The organism is Nitrospiraceae bacterium (genome assembly GCA_020632595.1).
Lineage (GTDB): Bacteria > Nitrospirota > Nitrospiria > Nitrospirales > UBA8639 > Nitrospira_E.
On sequence record JACKFF010000007.1, the window covers coordinates 176,756 to 192,219 of the forward strand.

A 15,464-nucleotide genomic window follows, 5' to 3' on the forward strand; every position below is an offset into this window, starting at 1 on the left:
CAGCTATGATAAATTTCCTTCCAGTATGGGGCTGAGCTCAAAACCCTATTCAAGGGGGGAAATTCCTAACTTGACGGCGAATTTCGTGAGATCGGCCTTGGAATGAAGACCCAGGGCCTGCACAATTTGCATTTTATGGAACGCAACCGTGCTTTGGGATATCGTCAACACGTTGGCTATGTCTTTCGCAGAGAATCCTTGAGCCACAAGCCTTAACACCTCCTGTTGCCTGGGAGTTAATTTTCCGGAAAGTTCTGTGCCCGGCATACCATCCATTTGGGCAAAAACCGCATTCTGTACCTCCTCCGGAATGAGGGGAGAGAGGTATCTCTGTTTTTCCTGAACGTGTTGAATCGCTGTTAATAATTCGTTTCCTGCGGTTTGCTTCGGGACATACCCTTCTCCGCCGCTACGAAACGCCTCCATAATGAAAGTCGGCTCTAAATGCATAGAAACAAAAATTATTTTTACGGATGGGCATATCGTTTTTAAGATTCGAGCGGCTTCGTACCCGTTTTGATCCGGCATTGAGATGTCCATCAGGAGAATATCGGGCTTGGTTTGCCGGATTTGACCGACCAAATCGTTTGCACTATGGGCTTCCCCAACGATGTCATGATGGGGTTCTAGCAGTTTTTTGCAACTCTCCAAAACAAGAATATGATCGTCAACAAGGAATAATCGTGCGCGCTTGATAGTATTCATACGATAAAAAATCTGGGAAATGACATTTCTCTCAATTAGATCTCATTTGGATTGAAGACCCCGAATTTGTTTGCGGAACATTCCACTTTAACACGTCCTTATAGGCTCCTCTCCATCCCCTTCATTCCGATAAGCGGTTGTCTTTACTATAGCCAGGGTTAGCGCATCGGCCAACTGGACAAAACCCTTGGATAATTGCCTGAATTATTACAGAATTGCTGAATGTGGAGATGCGAAAGTCCCGCCGATTTGTCTATGGTCGGCATGCTGTATCGGCAAAAATTATAGCTATGCCGCCTCAGGGTGGACCTTCTCAAGGTTTGCCTTTGCAGAAGAGTCAGTACTCTTGCTACACCGGGGGAATGAAGCGAACATGGAGGGGTTTCCCCTCCATGTTTCGCTTTATGAGGATACTATTGGAGCGTGATGATTCCCTTCTTAACAATGGGAAACAAATTTAATCCTTTTCAATCTTCACGACTTCTCCTGAATGAGCATCAACATAGACTTCTTTGGTGGTTTCACGTTCATCAACGATCTTAACTTCAAATACGGTTTTGCCGTGTTCATTTTCCAATTCAGCATCCACGGCTTTGCCCTTCACCGTTGTCAGGGCTTTTTCCACAGCCTCGACGAGCGTGATTTGAGTGCCCTTCAATAATTCGGCTTTATCATCTTCAAATAAGGCCAAAGCCGAACTTACCGGCAGAATACACGTGGTCATCACCAGACAGGGAATTAGACGATTCTTCATAGCAGACTCCTTTGTTGTAAAAATGACGGTCATTTTCCTATCGCTGAACGTAAGGTCAGTATGCCCCTACTCGAGCGCCTGTCGCATTAGACAAAAGGTCGCGACCCACCCTGATGTTGTCTTTCAAAGCCGAGGGATAGCGGGAAGCCGAAAATCAGAAGCCTGGAATAGACCGGGTATTCATAATGAACTATTTGACGGTGAGAGAGGTTAGGCCGTTCTTTCGAAGACCTCATTGTTCAGATGATCCCTCCCTGCATGGATATATGGCCGTGGCAAATGGAAAGTTTATCTAGTGAGGAAGGACCGATTCCCGTTCATAATTGAACGTACCTTTAACGGCAATGGGTGATTGAAGAAATCGAAAGGAGGAGGTTATGCAAAGACAGAACTTGTGCAATTCATGTGTGATGGTAGCGACGATCCTGTTTGTGGCGGCATCGGGAGTGATGCCTAATCAAATCCATGCCTCTGAACGGGACCAAAAGGAAATTGCGCCTGTGGGGTCCGGGGTCATTGAAGGCCGGGTGATTGAAGTAGAACAGTTGACTCTTGTGATCGAAAAAGCAAACGGTGAAGTGGTTCGCGTTCCCATGCCCGGAAAAAGCGGGGAATCTTCAACCGACTTTGAAAAAGGAGATTACATCGAGGTAGCCATATCTCCTGAAGGAATAACGACTTCTGTCAGAAAGGTTGCGAAAACGGAAAACTGAAAGCCATAATAGGGGGGATCTGAATAATCGGGTCAAGAAAATATTGGCGGAGTGCTGGAGAAGCCGATGAACTCCGTTATCAGGAAGAAAGTGAGGTTTTCTGATGAATGCCGTCTGCGCCCATCCCCCATGTTCATGCCAGAATGCCGAGGGTGAGGAATACTGTTCGGAAGAATGTGCCAATGTGATTACCGCGCCTGTAGGAAAGTGTCGGTGTGGTCATGAGAGTTGTGAAGGTTATTTGAAATATCGAGATGCCGGTACCTGAAAATTTTTCAGGTTTGCTAAACCCGGGGGAAGCCTAGTCATTCAAAAGCTTGATTCTATTTCCGCAAGAGAGCCTTAGGGCCAATGATAGGATTGAAGGCTGGGAAAATCACCAATATTCGATAGTCCGGAAGTAACAACAGGGCCTACATCAACAAATCCCGTGCACAACACCATTGCCCCATGACGTTGTCCGGGCAGTCCGATCACCGTCGTAATTCTTTCCTCAATTAGGAATCAATTCCTCGCACAGGGCTGATGGCTATTTTAAGAACAACAAGAGAGCCTCCGATATCACCAACAATCCATCAGGAGATCGCAAGTATTCCGCACCCGCCCAGGTTAGGATGACCCCTTCGCTAAGGTATTACGTATTCTATTCTGGAGCCGCGAATGTGGCGGAGGATTGGGGGTGTCTTTGATCTTCTAGCGGAGGAGGTGAGGGGATTTTGTGTTCGACCTGAGGCGAACAAGGCATTTGGAACAGTGCAAAGCGGCCTCCCGATTGAGTTGAAAATTGGTTGTCTGCTATACGTGTATACCACCATCGGCCTTCTGCCTGTTTTTCGGACGATGACAAGCAAAGATCAAACTCACCTTCGCGATCGTTTTTTGTTGATACCATGTGCCTTGCTACCAGCCATTATCGAGTTTCGTCGTCAACAATCGTTCCCCTTGCCATTCATAGGCGCCGTGGCCTTCCCGATTAAGAGTTAAGCAGTAAGCACCGTTTTCATCACGGTATTCCCATGTTCCGGCTAGATCCGCTTTCTTCATTGAAGACGGTTGTAGATTTTGTCCCGGTGCATGCACCTGAGGTTCCGGAGGGTTGCTTCGACAGCCAAAGAATACAAACTGTAAAAACAGAAAGACCCCCACCATTTTCCATTTACGCAAATGGACTGTTTCTAAAGTTATTAGCATAATCCAACCTACTATATTTTCTTCACTAGGATTGAAAGATGAATCCGTTACTCAACACGGCTCTGGCGGGTAGCCGGGCATTTTTCTGTAGCACCGTTTCTTCCTGCTAGGATCCTGGTGAAGGCCGCGCATTTCGCCACCATAATGGGCTCCTGGATTTAATGCTTTTTGCCATGATGTGTATGTTTATTTTCACTTGTACTGCTTAAATTATTGCATGGATATTATAAGGCCTGCATGGACATGCCCTTTCGTGAATAGTGAAATATCCAAAAGAATCGGGTAGGCGTAAATATTTTCCATAGACAGAGCACTCTCGATTCACCGTTCCGGGGGAGAGGAGAAGGAGCAGTGGGCAGGTAAAAGACCGGTTTCCCGTCCAAGGGGCATGATGTCAAGTTTTGTAGGCCAACCCCAGGAGGAAGCACCGGTTAAATAGATTGCGCAACTTTTTACATCAGATGTTTGTATTTTCGCCTGATGTTTGAAGAGCTGAAGGACAGTCTCCATCCGCGTCACTTGTGATTCTGTATTAATTTAAGCACAACCCTTCCTCTTCCTTGTTTTTTTGCCGGTTCCCTTTACTTGCCGACCGTGTCCCCCCTTTTTCGTCTTCCCCATGGTCTTCGGACGGGTATTTTTCATGGATGAGGCCTTCCCGGAGCCGAAGATTTTCCTCCACCACTTGAGAAAGTTCCTTGATAAGTTTTCGATTTTGTTCCTGGAGATATAAAATCTCCTCCTCCAATTGTTCGATATTCAAGAAATGGGTCATCAATTCCCTCCTTCTCTGTTAGTAAATTTCCAGCCATCTACGATGCTTGGCCGATCCGATATTAAACATTCTCCCTGTTCAGGTCCTATTTGTATCTTATCAGGCGAATCCATACATGGTGAAATCGTGTGTTCGACACAGGAATTTTCCCTTACATGATAATAATCTTGAACAAACCTCTGACTCGTGAGGCTTGATCCAGGGTTTCTGCCAGTAGGGGAGACACTATTTCCTGGTAGCATACCTTTTAAAAGATGAGCAGATCATGAATGTATGGATGCGAGCCTTCTTGGAAGGGAATGGTTCCCTGATGGGTGAGTTCTGTAGATCCCTGGGCAATGAGCCCTCACTCATTTCAAGCGGATGGACGAAGGGAAAAATTCACAACCTTCTCGCCATTGAGGTCAAGTTCTTTATTTTTGGTCTATCCATTTGTGACAGGCGAGCACGACGTTGAGCATTCCTGTGAATCTAGCATGATCCGGAGAAGGGAGAGAACGAGCATTGATGCATTACCCGCCTATCGAACAGCATGGCGTGATCGGGGACCTACATACGGTGGCGCTAGTGGGGACGAACGGTTCGATCGATTTCATGTGTTTCCCACGTTTTGATTCCCCCACCATTTTGGCTCCTTGCTGGATCAACAGGATGGGGGAGAATTTTCTATCTTTGCCCTTCGTGGGACCGGCCAACAAAAGCAACTTTACTTGACCGACACCAATATTCTCCTGACGCAATTGTATGCCGAAGAAGGGATGGGCGAAATTTCGGATTTTATGCCTATTGAAGAGGCCGGGCAGATTCATAACGTGATTCGTCGTGTGAAAACCGTGCGGGGAGAAATGCAATACCGCATGCGTTGCGCCCCAAGGTTCAATTATGCCAGCGCATCTCATACCATTGAACAGCATCATGCCAAAGAAGTGGTGTTTATTTCCCATAGTCCGGATCAGACACGCTTACGACTTCGCGCGTCCGTTCCTCTTCAGGTGATCGATCAGGATGTCATTGCGCAATTCACGCTCAAAGCCGGGGACCATGCCACCTTCATTCTGGAGGATGCCGGCAATAGTGACCAGTCTGTTGCGTCCAATCCGGAGGATGTGTCGGATGTTTTTAAAGCCACAATGAACTTTTGGCAGAACTGGTTGGGCTCCTGCCGGTATGAAGGGCGCTGGCGAGAAACCATCCATCGTTCCGCTTTAATGCTGAAATTGTTGACCTTTCGTCCGAACGGAGCGATTGTGGCTTCCCCCACATTTGGGCTTCCTGAAATCATCGGTGGAGAAAGAAATTGGGATTATCGGTACACCTGGATTCGGGATGCCGCTTTTACCGTGTATGCGTTTTTGCGCCTGGGGTTTACCAAAGAGGCCGTTGCTTTTAACGAATGGGTGGAAGATCGCTTTAGCCATATGAACGGACAGCATCCTCTCCAGGTCATGTATCGGATTGATGGTAGTAAGGATCTACTCGAACAGACCCTACCAAACTTGGCCGGGTATAAAGGGTCTTCGCCCGTCAGGATCGGCAATGCCGCCCATGAACAACTTCAACTCGATGGATTGGGGGCCCTCATGGATTCCATCTATTTATCCAATAAATATGGGAGACTGATCTCTTATGACTTTTGGAGAAGTCTCGCGCAGCTGGTTGATTGGGTCTGTGATAACTGGCAGGTTCCTGACCATGGTGTATGGGAATTTCGCGGGCAATCTCGTGAGTTTTTGTATTCCCGGTTGTTCTGTTGGGTGGCTGTGGACCGGGGAATACGGTTGGCGAAAAAACGATCTTTACCTGGACCGATCAGACGTTGGGAACAGGTTCGTGACGATATTTATCAAGAAGTGATGCGGGACTTCTGGAATCCCGAATTGAAATCCTTCGTTCAATATAAGGGCAGTCAAATTTTGGATGCGTCAAGTCTGGTGATGCCATTAGTCAAATTTGTCAGTCCGACCGATCCCCGTTGGTTGATGACGTTGAAGTCTATCGAATCCCATCTTGTCGAAGATTCGCTTGTCTATCGTTTTCGCGAAAAGAATCAAGTTATGGATGATCTTTCAACGGAGAATGGAAGTTTTTCGATGTGTACGTTTTGGTACATCGAGTGTTTATCTCGCGCCGGAGATGTCAAAAAGGCCCACTTTCTGTTTGATAAAATGTTGGGCCATGCCAATCATCTCGGATTATTCGGCGAAGGCTTAGGTCCCGGCCTGGCGCATTTGGGCAATTTTCCTCAAGCTTTGACTCATTTGGCCTTAATCAGCGCGGCATATGATCTGAATCGGCGCATGCAATGACCTGTCTCGTTTCCTGCTAGGCCGCTATTGGGTTGAATGAACATGGCCCGGCTCTTCCCCCCCCCTAATCTGGCATAACGAACGATCCGGAGAGGAGTTCTTGTTCACAGCCAGGTAGCAGAACGCTGTTCGCCTCTGTCCATTTCATACGAATTGAGCAAGACAATTCGAAGGGGACTCAAGTGTATTTTTAATGATATTCCAGGGTTCCTTCCAGTGTTCGCGGGAACAGAACACCATTACATTCCAGTAGAGTTTTTGAATGCTCAATAAATTATATGGTTCAAGTGGTTAATGGAATAAATCGGATGGAAGGTACGGTGGCATCGCCAATCACTAATCACATGCCGGCAAGGAGTTACTGTTATGAGTAAGATGGCTCACGAAGTTATTTCTGAAGGTCGTAACGAAGGACTAAGGCAAATGTTGTTAGAGAAGAAAAATGAGGTTCAAAAACAAATTGATGATTTGATTCTCCAGCGTCGTGAAGAACAGGAGCGGTGGCGTGGGGAACCGGCCATGGATAATCAGGATATGGCTTGCCGCGATAGTTCAGCCGATCAACTCCTTTCCTTACTGGAAATCCGTCACCGGATGCGTGTGACCCTTGACGAAGCATTGACTCGCCTTCGGGAAGGAACCTACGGATTTTGTCATGAGTGTGGAGCGCCGGTCAGTAATGCCCGCCTCAAGGCATTACCTTTCGCGAAAACCTGTTTTGATTGTCAAAATGTGATTGAGGAACTTGAAAAGGTCGCACGAAGTTAGGGGATGCCCTTTTAGCAGGAAGCGAGGAGATGAGTGCTAGCCGGATGAAACTGCAGCAGTGTTCAGGGATATCCCTGAATGAACCTTTCTGGAAAATTATGTGGGAAGTTTATGATTTAGCGGTTCCGTCTCTGGAGGGCCACCCCAAAGGTCGGCCGGGGACGAGGCACCCGCTCAGTTTGGGGAAGCGGATCCAATACCTCTTTCTGGTTTTTTAAGATCACCGGATCAATCACATTGCCGCATTGTATGCAGTGTTTGGTGGTAATCCACAATTCTCCTTCGGGGTTGGCTACATCCAAACAATGTCCCTTAATCAGGAGACCTCCACATCGATCACAGGAGGATTGATTCATCATGTGGGCAATTTCAACCTCGATGGTATTGGCAGCACGAGTGGGTTTTTTGGTCGTCTGTGGCATAACACACCTCCTCTCTTGTTAAGCACATGGGTAGGGGGATGGATTCTCAAGGACATAGAGTCGGCGAGTGGGTTGTATATCTGGTTTCACCCTAAAGTGGGATTACCGTCATGACAACTGTATAGATCCCTGGTTCTTGGGTAATAATTCCAAATTGAAATTCCGCCTGGTGGGAAAAATGCTGGTTTCCTGGGGGAAGAAAACACCGGTCTGTCCTGACGGGACCTTAGAGCGTCCCTTTCCTGACTGGTGAAATCTCATCCAATACTTTATGTTTAACGCCAATCGATCTTTTCCCTCTCGTCCTTCTACAATGGTCCTTGCAGTTTTTCCCGGCGCTGTGTTGATGATACAGGTTCAGACCTGTTTCCGGTCACTTCTCTCAAATCCGGTTTATCCACCAGTTCAGATTCCGTCTTACTAGAATGATTTGTGCCTGTGTAGCAATGGAACTTTTCAGCCCCCTATTTGATGAGGTGGTGTTACGGAGATGGCTTTTCAATTTGCCCGCTCGGAATCGTTCATTCAAGGCATTACGCGAATTGTGAATGAACAAATTGACCTGGCGTCGGAGGAACTGGATCGGCGTCCTATCGATCCGATCACTGTGCCACATCAGGTGCGAAAGCAATGTGAAAAAATCAGAGCACTTATTCGTTTAGCGAAGGCCGGGATGAAAAATGGAAAAACGTATCAACAGGAAAATACACGTTTAAGAGATGCGGCCCGCATGATATCCGACATCCGCGACGCTCAGGTTATGATCAATACCTATGATCATTTGATGGCACTTCAAAGTCCGGAGATGGACCGGCGGGAATTCGGTCCAATCCGTCGACGGTTTTCCTCCCGTTTTGAAAGTTTATTACACGAGAGGGCTTCCCTCGAGCAGTCGTTTCAAGACATTCAAGCCAGTTTGCTAAAAAGTCAACAACATATTTCTGATGCCCTGCTCAATAACTGCCGTAAATCCGCCATGTATGAAGGATTGAAAACAACGTATGCTAAAGCTTCACGGGCGAAGACAGAGGTATTCACTCAGCCGACCGATGAGGGGTTTCATGATTGGCGGAAGCATGTCAAGTATCACTGGTATCATTGCCGTTTGGTAAGGGACGTCTGGGATCCTGTCTTCTCGGGACGATCCTCTGAACTCCATCGTTTGGAGGAGTATCTCGGAGAAGATCATGATTTAAGCGTCTTCGAAAGATGGTTCACGGAATCACGTGAAACCTCCCGTTCTTCAGACTGGTCGTATGCCAACCTCATAGGAGTGATTCATCAACGAAAGCAGATGTTGCGAACGGCTGTCCGCCCATTAGGATGCCGTCTCTTTGTCGAATCCCCGAAGGACTTCAGCAAACGAATCTGTGCGTACTGGAAGGTATGGATCCAGGAAACACCAGTGAATCTAGGCCGGCCAACGTGTTACCTGGGAAGGTCATGACATGTCTTCGGGGCTCTGTGACCAATATTTTGGCGGAGAAAACTTCTCTAGACTTCTTCCTGAAGATCCAACTGGATTTGTCCGTTCACAGAAAAGTTTCCTCATGATAGTTAATACGTAGAGCATATGGTTCCAATACAAACCGTTCGGAGATTTTGGTATCACGATCTTTTTTTATCCACAAAAAATTTCTTTATTTAACCAAGGAGACTCCATGAAACAGTACGACAGAGATGCCACTCCAGGAAAAATGGTCGGCGTGTTCATCACGGGGATAGTCATTGGAACTGTGGCAACGTTTTTGCTTTGCCCGCAATCCGGGCGGGAATCACGTGGTCAAATTCGTGATTATGTCCGCCGAAAAGGGGAAGATTTGAGCGATTTCCAGGATAGAACCGTTGAGACGTACCAGGACATAGTATCCGGGACTCGAAGGGAGTTGAAAGATATTCAAGAGGGGATTAAAGAAGCAGTACATGCTGGAATGGAAGAATTTCGTAAGGAGTTGAACGACATCAGAAGCAAGGTATAGCGCAGGCGTAAGAGAGTTGTGTGCATGCAAATTTTCTGAGATGGCCCATTGTGATAAGGGGTGTATTCGATAAAAAAAACGGGGTTGCCTTGCGTGTGGGGTTTCCCCACCCATGTAAATCCGTCAAACCGGAAGGCAATCCCGTTGGATTGTTGAAAGCCTGCACGACCCGGAATATTGGTTCGGTCCGCTGCAGGTCGTCTCGGCCCAGGTCGGAAACCCACCAGTCCCCCATGAAGTCCCGTTGTCCTCCAATATGCCGAAAAACATGACTCGGTTTATCCCACTCGTTCAATGAAACACCCTGTCAGCGCGACGTAGGGAGTCCCAAGGCAGGTGTTGCGATCAGAAATAGCGCATTTGTCGATATACCCACTTGAGGGCTGCCGGTCCTGATCATCTCCAGTTCTCCTGACCTTCAGGAACATTCACCTCAAATTGGGCATGATTGTGTCGCCCTTTCTCCTGTACTCGAAGGCTGTGTCCGTGAGGGGCTGTTTGACACTCTTGCACATTCCTGTTGGATCTGGTTCCAGTGTGTGATTCCTGAAGGTGTGGATCCCCAGCGTCGGTAGGGGAATTTTAGAATTCATCGATGGCCACTGGGTGTAGGAGGTCGCGTACCGACACGATCCCGACAATGTCAAGTTGGTTGGTGACGGCCAGATGGCGGATGCCGGAACGATCCATCACATCCGCCGCTTCAAATATCGGCGCGTCTTGGTCAATGCTGATGACGGGAGCCGTCATAATGGTTTCAACCGTGGTCCGGTCAGGCGACCGGTGGGTCGAGACCACTTTTCGAACAATGTCGGATTCGGTAACGATGCCCACAATATGTCCGTCTTGTTTAACGAACACACTACCGATGCCGCGAATCCGCATTAAGGTCGCTGCAAGAGACACGAGGTCTCCGCAATTTACTGATGCGAGATCCTGTTTCATGAGTTTTCCCACTCGAATCATAGGTATGCTCCTTTTGTTATCACATCCATTAATAGGAAGATTTAAATTTCCGCGTCTTACTGAAAAACGATGGTTAGGCTACCAGGGAGAATTTCCCCTTCGGACCCTTCCCATGCAAAATCGGATAGCAGAGGCGGGGGCTTCTGGGAAGATGGAGCAGGGTGCGAATGCCGTAAAGGAGCGGCTGAAGGAGGATCAGTATTCCCAGAGTAATGACCATGAGTTTCATGCTGTGTCTCCTGCTGAATGTGGTGTGTCATGGGTGGTCGCTTCTTCCAATATCATCACAGAGTGCTGTTACCATGGAGTTTCAGAACCGTAAGCAGCGGGTAACATTTCATAATGTCCTGGTAAACCGGTGCTAGCGGGCGTTATCTCATCAAAGGGAAAAGCAACAACCCTCGGGAAAACGATTTGGAGAAAAGAGTACGACTCTCATTTGTCTCAAGAGGTTGTGAATGCCATGGACTTGCATGCTCCACGGGTTGGATATCATGAAAATTTGACCTTAAGGGGTTTTGTACTGTTGGATAAGGCGATTCAAAGTCTGGTTTCGTTTTTGCATTTTTCATTGATTGGCAAAAAAGGGAACCCATGGCATTACTTGAGCAAATGGGTGAAAACCGTATTGGGATAGGACTGGATAGCGATGCATGGTGGACGGTTGTGAAGGGAGTGGAAAATATCGTCATGCTTGCATGAAATTAGTGTGATTTTGGGGTTGTCGTCCATTCCGGGGCATTTTCGGCTCGGGTCGGTGACCATTGAACGGCGACCACCCGGATAATGGCCAATACCACCAATATTCCACCCAAGATCATCCATTGCTCCAGGTGGGCTTCCGAAAACCATTTCGAGATAATTTCGGTAAGCATGACCACGAGAATCGTATCAACAATGAATGTGACTTTGACTCGTCCCTCGGAAAAATAGGTGACCGTGGTTTTAAATACCTCAACAATCGCGAGAATAATCAACGTGTCCACGATGAGTTGACGAAAGACCTGTTCAAGGGGTTCTGTGAAAAGGGCTTCCAAATTCAGAAAAATTCTTAGGACTCCTCCAGCGAGCCCTACGAGGATGGTAACAATCAATAAACTCAGGACGGCTTTGATGCCTTTCATCCAGAAATGAGTCAGGTCGGCTTCCAACGCTTTGGTCAGCCACGCAGATGACTGTTGAAAAGAGCTATTGAAGAAGGAAGGATCGGTGGACGGTATCGTGGATTTCATGGATTTATAATTCATCCTTTGCAACGGGAGCTAATAAATCCCGAACCGACAGCATCCCGAGCACGTGGGACTGGTTGCCTACCACTAAATGTCTCGTATGAGCTGCCTGCATGATCCCGGCAGCCTCAAAAATCGACTCCGATTCATCAATGGAGAGGAGAGGGCTGCTCATAATATCTCCGACCTGGATATACTCTGAAGGGAAATGAAAGGCTACAACTTTTCTCACGATATCGCTTTCCGTCACAATGCCCACTAACTCTTCCCCACGTTTCACCAACAGGCTTCCGATTTTGCGAATTCGCATCAGGTTGGCGGCGACGGATACCGCCTGGGTGATCTCCACGCAAGCCAGTTCTCTCGTCATTAACTGTTCAACTCGTACCATGTTCTTCTCCTTTGTTAATATGAAGGTTCATGATGGAATGTATCGGCTTGGTATTAAATCTGCATCGCAAGTATGTGACGCATGTGTAACATTTCGTCTGCTCTACTCCTTTTGCGGTGGAAGTCTAGGGTAGAATGACTCGGAAAGGCAGGGGTAAGATTCGTTTTGATTGGAGGCATATCGGTATGAAACGATCGGCAAGATTGATGGGATTGATGGTGGTGGTGGGTATCTTTCTGGGAGGGTGTCAGACGCCCCAGTTTCAAACATTGAAAATTTTCCATAGTCCCAATCGTGTGGTGGCATTGCAGGTTATGCGGGATGCCTATGGTGGAAAAGGCTATGATCATCCAGTGTCTTTCACGAACGAGGAAATGATGCAAATTTTGCAGGGCATCCGGGCGGAAAAAACAGGGCTATATAGTAGTTCGTCCTCCGGGAGTCCTTCGACGCATCCGGTCTTCAGTCAATCAGAAATTCAATTTTTTGCTCCCCTGATTGTTAAAGGATTGAGTCAAGCCACTCCGGAAGAAATGGTCACCTTCTTTGAAACTGCTGAAATTGAAACGGATGACCTTGAAAAGAATTTTCAAATCACCACCTCGGGGGGATTCTATGTAGCGGGGGGGAATTTTCACGTTGTGGTGAGCAATTTTTCCGTTAAAACTCCCCTCTGGCAGGATGCGCAGAGATCGAGTTATGACGTAGACGCCGTTCGCACCAATTCTCTTGAGCAATTAAAACCTCAGCCCGGTCTGCTGGTCTTTGAGCCCCGGGAGTTTTTGGTGGAGTCTTCCGATGGAGAAATCGGAGGTTTTTTAAAAGGTAAGCCCTGGCAAGCCGCCATCCGGTATCGGGAGTTTTTAAGCCATTCCGTTGCTCCACAGACACAAAAGAATTAACGGGAACCCGACTAAGGTCTTCCCTCACACTTGACTGCGGCATAGGTGAGGGAAGCCTTCAGCCTGATTCCGAGGCCGAGAGAGAGTATGGGATGGTGTGCGCCCCCGTTCGCTAAGACAGTTCACTGATTTGAGGACGGGGGCCTTGCAGGGGAATTCCCGTGACCATCAAATAAATTTCCTCCGCAATGTCGGTCACATGATCGTCGGCACGTTTCAACCTTTTAGCGATTAATAATTGTTGGGTCCCGCCTGCAATGTTTCTGGTTTCCTTGCTCATCGTGCGGAACAGATGCTGAAACAGGTTGGTGTAGACTGTGTCCAATTCGGCAGAGATGGGTTGTGCCAAATGCCGGCTGCGTTTGGCGGTATTTTCCGCGTAATTCCCGATTCGCTCCAAATGGATCGCGATGCAAGAAGCCGCCAGAATGGCTCTCAGGTCGTCAGCCATCGCCTCGGCCATCGGATCGCGATGGCCGTCATAACAAAGTGATTTGGGGTTTTCATGGAAAATCTCCGTATGGGGCAGTGTAAGAAAGGAAATTGGCGCAAATAAAAAACCTTGAATGATTCACCTTTCGACTATCTGAGGATGAGATGAGAAGCTCATAATGCGGTCTTCCCAAAAGATTAAATGCTACTGGGGCGTATCTGACTAGGTCATTTTATATTTTTGGGATGCTTGGAGGCTGGTCGTAGGAGATCGCGCGCGTTTTTACATCGATAGATACAACGGAAAAACAGGCCTCTACCGGATGAGAACCGACAGAGGCCTGTTTGTGGGACGAGAGGAGGAGTGCCTTTGCGTCCCAGAATTTAGAATGAGACGTCCCATTGCAGGCGGACCCGCTGCTCATGCTGGTTTTGACCTGCCGGCTGGGCCAGCGTCAGCCAGGAGCCATCAAGAGTGATCTTGTTTCTGTGTCCGGCAAAAAACCAATTGATGGCGGTGGTGTATTCCTGCCGCCGGTCATTGGGTGCGGAAATGTTGGGGTCGACGAAGGCATACCGAAAGGCCACTTCCAAGGGTTTGGGCACCGCCGGAATGAGATAGTGAGGGAAATACCCGATCTGCGAATAACTCCCCATCATGTTGGTCTTATAGCCCGGTGCACCTTCCGGATAGCTGTCATCCTTGACCTCTTTCCAATGATATTCATGTTGAATAGACAGCCCCCGCCATTTGAAGGCGAACTCCTCCACCATGCCTTGCACCCGATATTGTCCTGCTGTCGCAGCCGAATCAGAGGTGTAGGGCACACCGGCCGAATTGTCTTCGGGTAAGGTGCCGCAACCACTGGATGACCATCGGGTACATTTGCCGACGGTGGTATAAGCCCCGAAGGCCACGCTTCCCGTGGGGAGTTCATGAAACTCCACGTCACTTTGTGACCATTTCAGATCGCGTCCAAGGAAGTTCCATTGGTATCGTCCGAAATACATCATGTTGGCGTCGTCGTTGGCTTCTCCCCGGCCGGATCCGGTAAAGACGCCGGCATAATACCGGGAGTCAAAAGCCGTCCCGGGAGCCACATGGCCATACAGCATGGCTCCGACCTGTCGGTCGATAGTAAAGATTTCATTGACGATGGACCGCTCCACGAACTGCTGAGCACCGGACGAGTCTCTCCGTTCCCGGTTATAATCGACTTTCCATTGGCCGAGTTGCAGCGACAGAAATTTAAACTTTTCCAAGCTAATCCGCCAGTCGATTAATCGGGTCGATCCCGGTGACCCACCGGAGTTGGAAGTGGATTGCAAGTCCAACTCGAAATAATACTTGATCCAGGGTTGATAGCCATGCCCGCCGATTTTCATCCGAACCCGCCGAAGTTCCAGAGTGCTTTGAGGACCCTCATTGAAATCTGCGGCTGATATCGGATCTCCATTTGTGGGATATGTAAAGCGACCCTGGAACCGCCACTGAATTTGTGTCGCAAATTTGCCGTCTTTCGTTCTAAATTCAAACCCTTTGTTGCCCCAACCGACTTCAACAGGAAATTTATCGTCAAACGCTTTTTGCTGCTCCACAGCTTTTTTCTCTTCTGCCGCCTCAATCCTGATCCAATCTTCTTTCGTGAGTACCTCTTTTTCGCGCAACACATCGACCAGTGCATCACTTGCCTGGACATCCGGCAGCAGAAACAAGCTTAGGCACGCCATTGTCGTGAACAACCAAAAAACTTTCATGCAAACGACCTCCCCTTAAAAAGTAAGCTCCTATGGTTTGTAATCGAGTGGAAAATTGCATTCATCCTGGGGGGAGAGTACCCCGAGGTTGTTACGAGAGCGTTAAGTTAAGGTCAAGGAGAGGTAAAAAGGAGTGTGATCAGTCTGCCGGTCTATTGAATGGGATCAACTTC

The 15,464-nt window shown here is 48.0% G+C and carries 16 protein-coding genes and 1 pseudogene; 6 read left to right on the forward strand and 11 right to left on the reverse strand.

The window, feature by feature from the left end; all coding sequences use genetic code 11:
* Positions 1-45 precede the first annotated feature (45 nt).
* Entirely contained in the window at positions 46-705 is a 660-nt protein-coding gene (locus tag H6750_14060; protein MCB9775432.1) for a response regulator transcription factor, read from the reverse strand.
* A 457-nt stretch (positions 706-1,162) separates the two neighbouring features.
* A complete protein-coding gene (locus tag H6750_14065; GenBank protein MCB9775433.1) occupies positions 1,163-1,459 on the reverse strand; it encodes a PepSY domain-containing protein in 297 nt (98 codons plus the stop codon).
* Between the two features lie 377 nt (positions 1,460-1,836).
* Between H6750_14065 and H6750_14070 the strand changes: the two genes are divergently transcribed.
* A complete protein-coding gene (locus H6750_14070; GenBank protein MCB9775434.1) occupies positions 1,837-2,172 on the forward strand; it encodes a hypothetical protein in 336 nt (111 codons plus the stop codon).
* A gap of 900 nt (positions 2,173-3,072) precedes the next feature.
* On the opposite strand, the gene H6750_14075 is transcribed toward H6750_14070, so the two are convergent.
* Both H6750_14075 and H6750_14080 read right to left on the reverse strand, forming a co-directional pair.
* Positions 3,073-3,336 carry a hypothetical protein gene (locus H6750_14075; GenBank protein ID MCB9775435.1) on the reverse strand — a complete coding sequence of 88 codons (264 nt, stop codon included), beginning with the start codon at positions 3,334-3,336 and terminating at the stop codon, positions 3,073-3,075.
* 559 nt (positions 3,337-3,895) lie between these two features.
* Positions 3,896-4,138, reverse strand: a complete 243-nt coding sequence (locus H6750_14080; protein ID MCB9775436.1) for a hypothetical protein — start codon at positions 4,136-4,138, stop codon at positions 3,896-3,898.
* A gap of 507 nt (positions 4,139-4,645) precedes the next feature.
* Between H6750_14080 and H6750_14085 the strand changes: the two are divergent.
* Positions 4,646-6,444 (forward strand): annotated as a pseudogene (locus tag H6750_14085) (glycoside hydrolase family 15 protein).
* Positions 6,445-6,810: 366 nt separating this feature from the next.
* Positions 6,811-7,212: a TraR/DksA family transcriptional regulator gene (locus tag H6750_14090; GenBank protein MCB9775437.1), complete on the forward strand. Its 402-nt coding sequence runs from the start codon at positions 6,811-6,813 to the stop codon at positions 7,210-7,212.
* 116 nt (positions 7,213-7,328) lie between these two features.
* Here the strand turns inward: H6750_14090 and H6750_14095 are convergent, their stop codons facing one another.
* Positions 7,329-7,634: a hypothetical protein gene (locus H6750_14095; protein MCB9775438.1), complete on the reverse strand. Its 306-nt coding sequence runs from the start codon at positions 7,632-7,634 to the stop codon at positions 7,329-7,331.
* Between the two features lie 490 nt (positions 7,635-8,124).
* On the opposite strand from H6750_14095, the gene H6750_14100 reads away from it, so the two are divergent.
* Complete coding sequence (locus H6750_14100; GenBank protein ID MCB9775439.1) at positions 8,125-9,081, forward strand: CHAD domain-containing protein; 957 nt, start codon at positions 8,125-8,127, stop codon at positions 9,079-9,081.
* Between the two features lie 214 nt (positions 9,082-9,295).
* Positions 9,296-9,613 carry a YtxH domain-containing protein gene (locus H6750_14105; GenBank protein ID MCB9775440.1) on the forward strand — a complete coding sequence of 106 codons (318 nt, stop codon included), beginning with the start codon at positions 9,296-9,298 and terminating at the stop codon, positions 9,611-9,613.
* Positions 9,614-10,195: 582 nt separating this feature from the next.
* Here the strand turns inward: H6750_14105 and H6750_14110 are convergent.
* The 4 genes from H6750_14110 to H6750_14125 form a co-directional block, all read right to left on the reverse strand.
* The gene (locus H6750_14110; protein ID MCB9775441.1) at positions 10,196-10,579 is read right to left on the reverse strand and encodes a CBS domain-containing protein; all 384 of its coding nucleotides are present in this window, start codon (positions 10,577-10,579) and stop codon (positions 10,196-10,198) included.
* A 73-nt stretch (positions 10,580-10,652) separates the two neighbouring features.
* The gene (locus H6750_14115; GenBank protein ID MCB9775442.1) at positions 10,653-10,808 is read right to left on the reverse strand and encodes a hypothetical protein; all 156 of its coding nucleotides are present in this window, start codon (positions 10,806-10,808) and stop codon (positions 10,653-10,655) included.
* 475 nt (positions 10,809-11,283) lie between these two features.
* Positions 11,284-11,811, reverse strand: coding sequence for a phosphate-starvation-inducible PsiE family protein (locus tag H6750_14120; GenBank protein ID MCB9775443.1), 528 nt, complete (start codon positions 11,809-11,811; stop codon positions 11,284-11,286).
* 4 nt (positions 11,812-11,815) lie between these two features.
* Positions 11,816-12,199 carry a CBS domain-containing protein gene (locus H6750_14125; protein ID MCB9775444.1) on the reverse strand — a complete coding sequence of 128 codons (384 nt, stop codon included), beginning with the start codon at positions 12,197-12,199 and terminating at the stop codon, positions 11,816-11,818.
* Positions 12,200-12,384: 185 nt separating this feature from the next.
* Here H6750_14125 and H6750_14130 point away from each other — a divergent pair, with 185 nt between their 5' ends.
* Complete coding sequence (locus H6750_14130) at positions 12,385-13,101, forward strand: hypothetical protein (protein ID MCB9775445.1); 717 nt, start codon at positions 12,385-12,387, stop codon at positions 13,099-13,101.
* A 112-nt stretch (positions 13,102-13,213) separates the two neighbouring features.
* Here the strand turns inward: H6750_14130 and H6750_14135 are convergent, their stop codons facing one another.
* Together H6750_14135 and H6750_14140 are read right to left on the reverse strand one after the other, a co-directional pair.
* Positions 13,214-13,564 carry a hypothetical protein gene (locus tag H6750_14135; GenBank protein ID MCB9775446.1) on the reverse strand — a complete coding sequence of 117 codons (351 nt, stop codon included), beginning with the start codon at positions 13,562-13,564 and terminating at the stop codon, positions 13,214-13,216.
* A 353-nt stretch (positions 13,565-13,917) separates the two neighbouring features.
* A complete protein-coding gene (locus H6750_14140; GenBank protein ID MCB9775447.1) occupies positions 13,918-15,264 on the reverse strand; it encodes a porin in 1,347 nt (448 codons plus the stop codon).
* Positions 15,265-15,464: the final 200 nt, after the last annotated feature.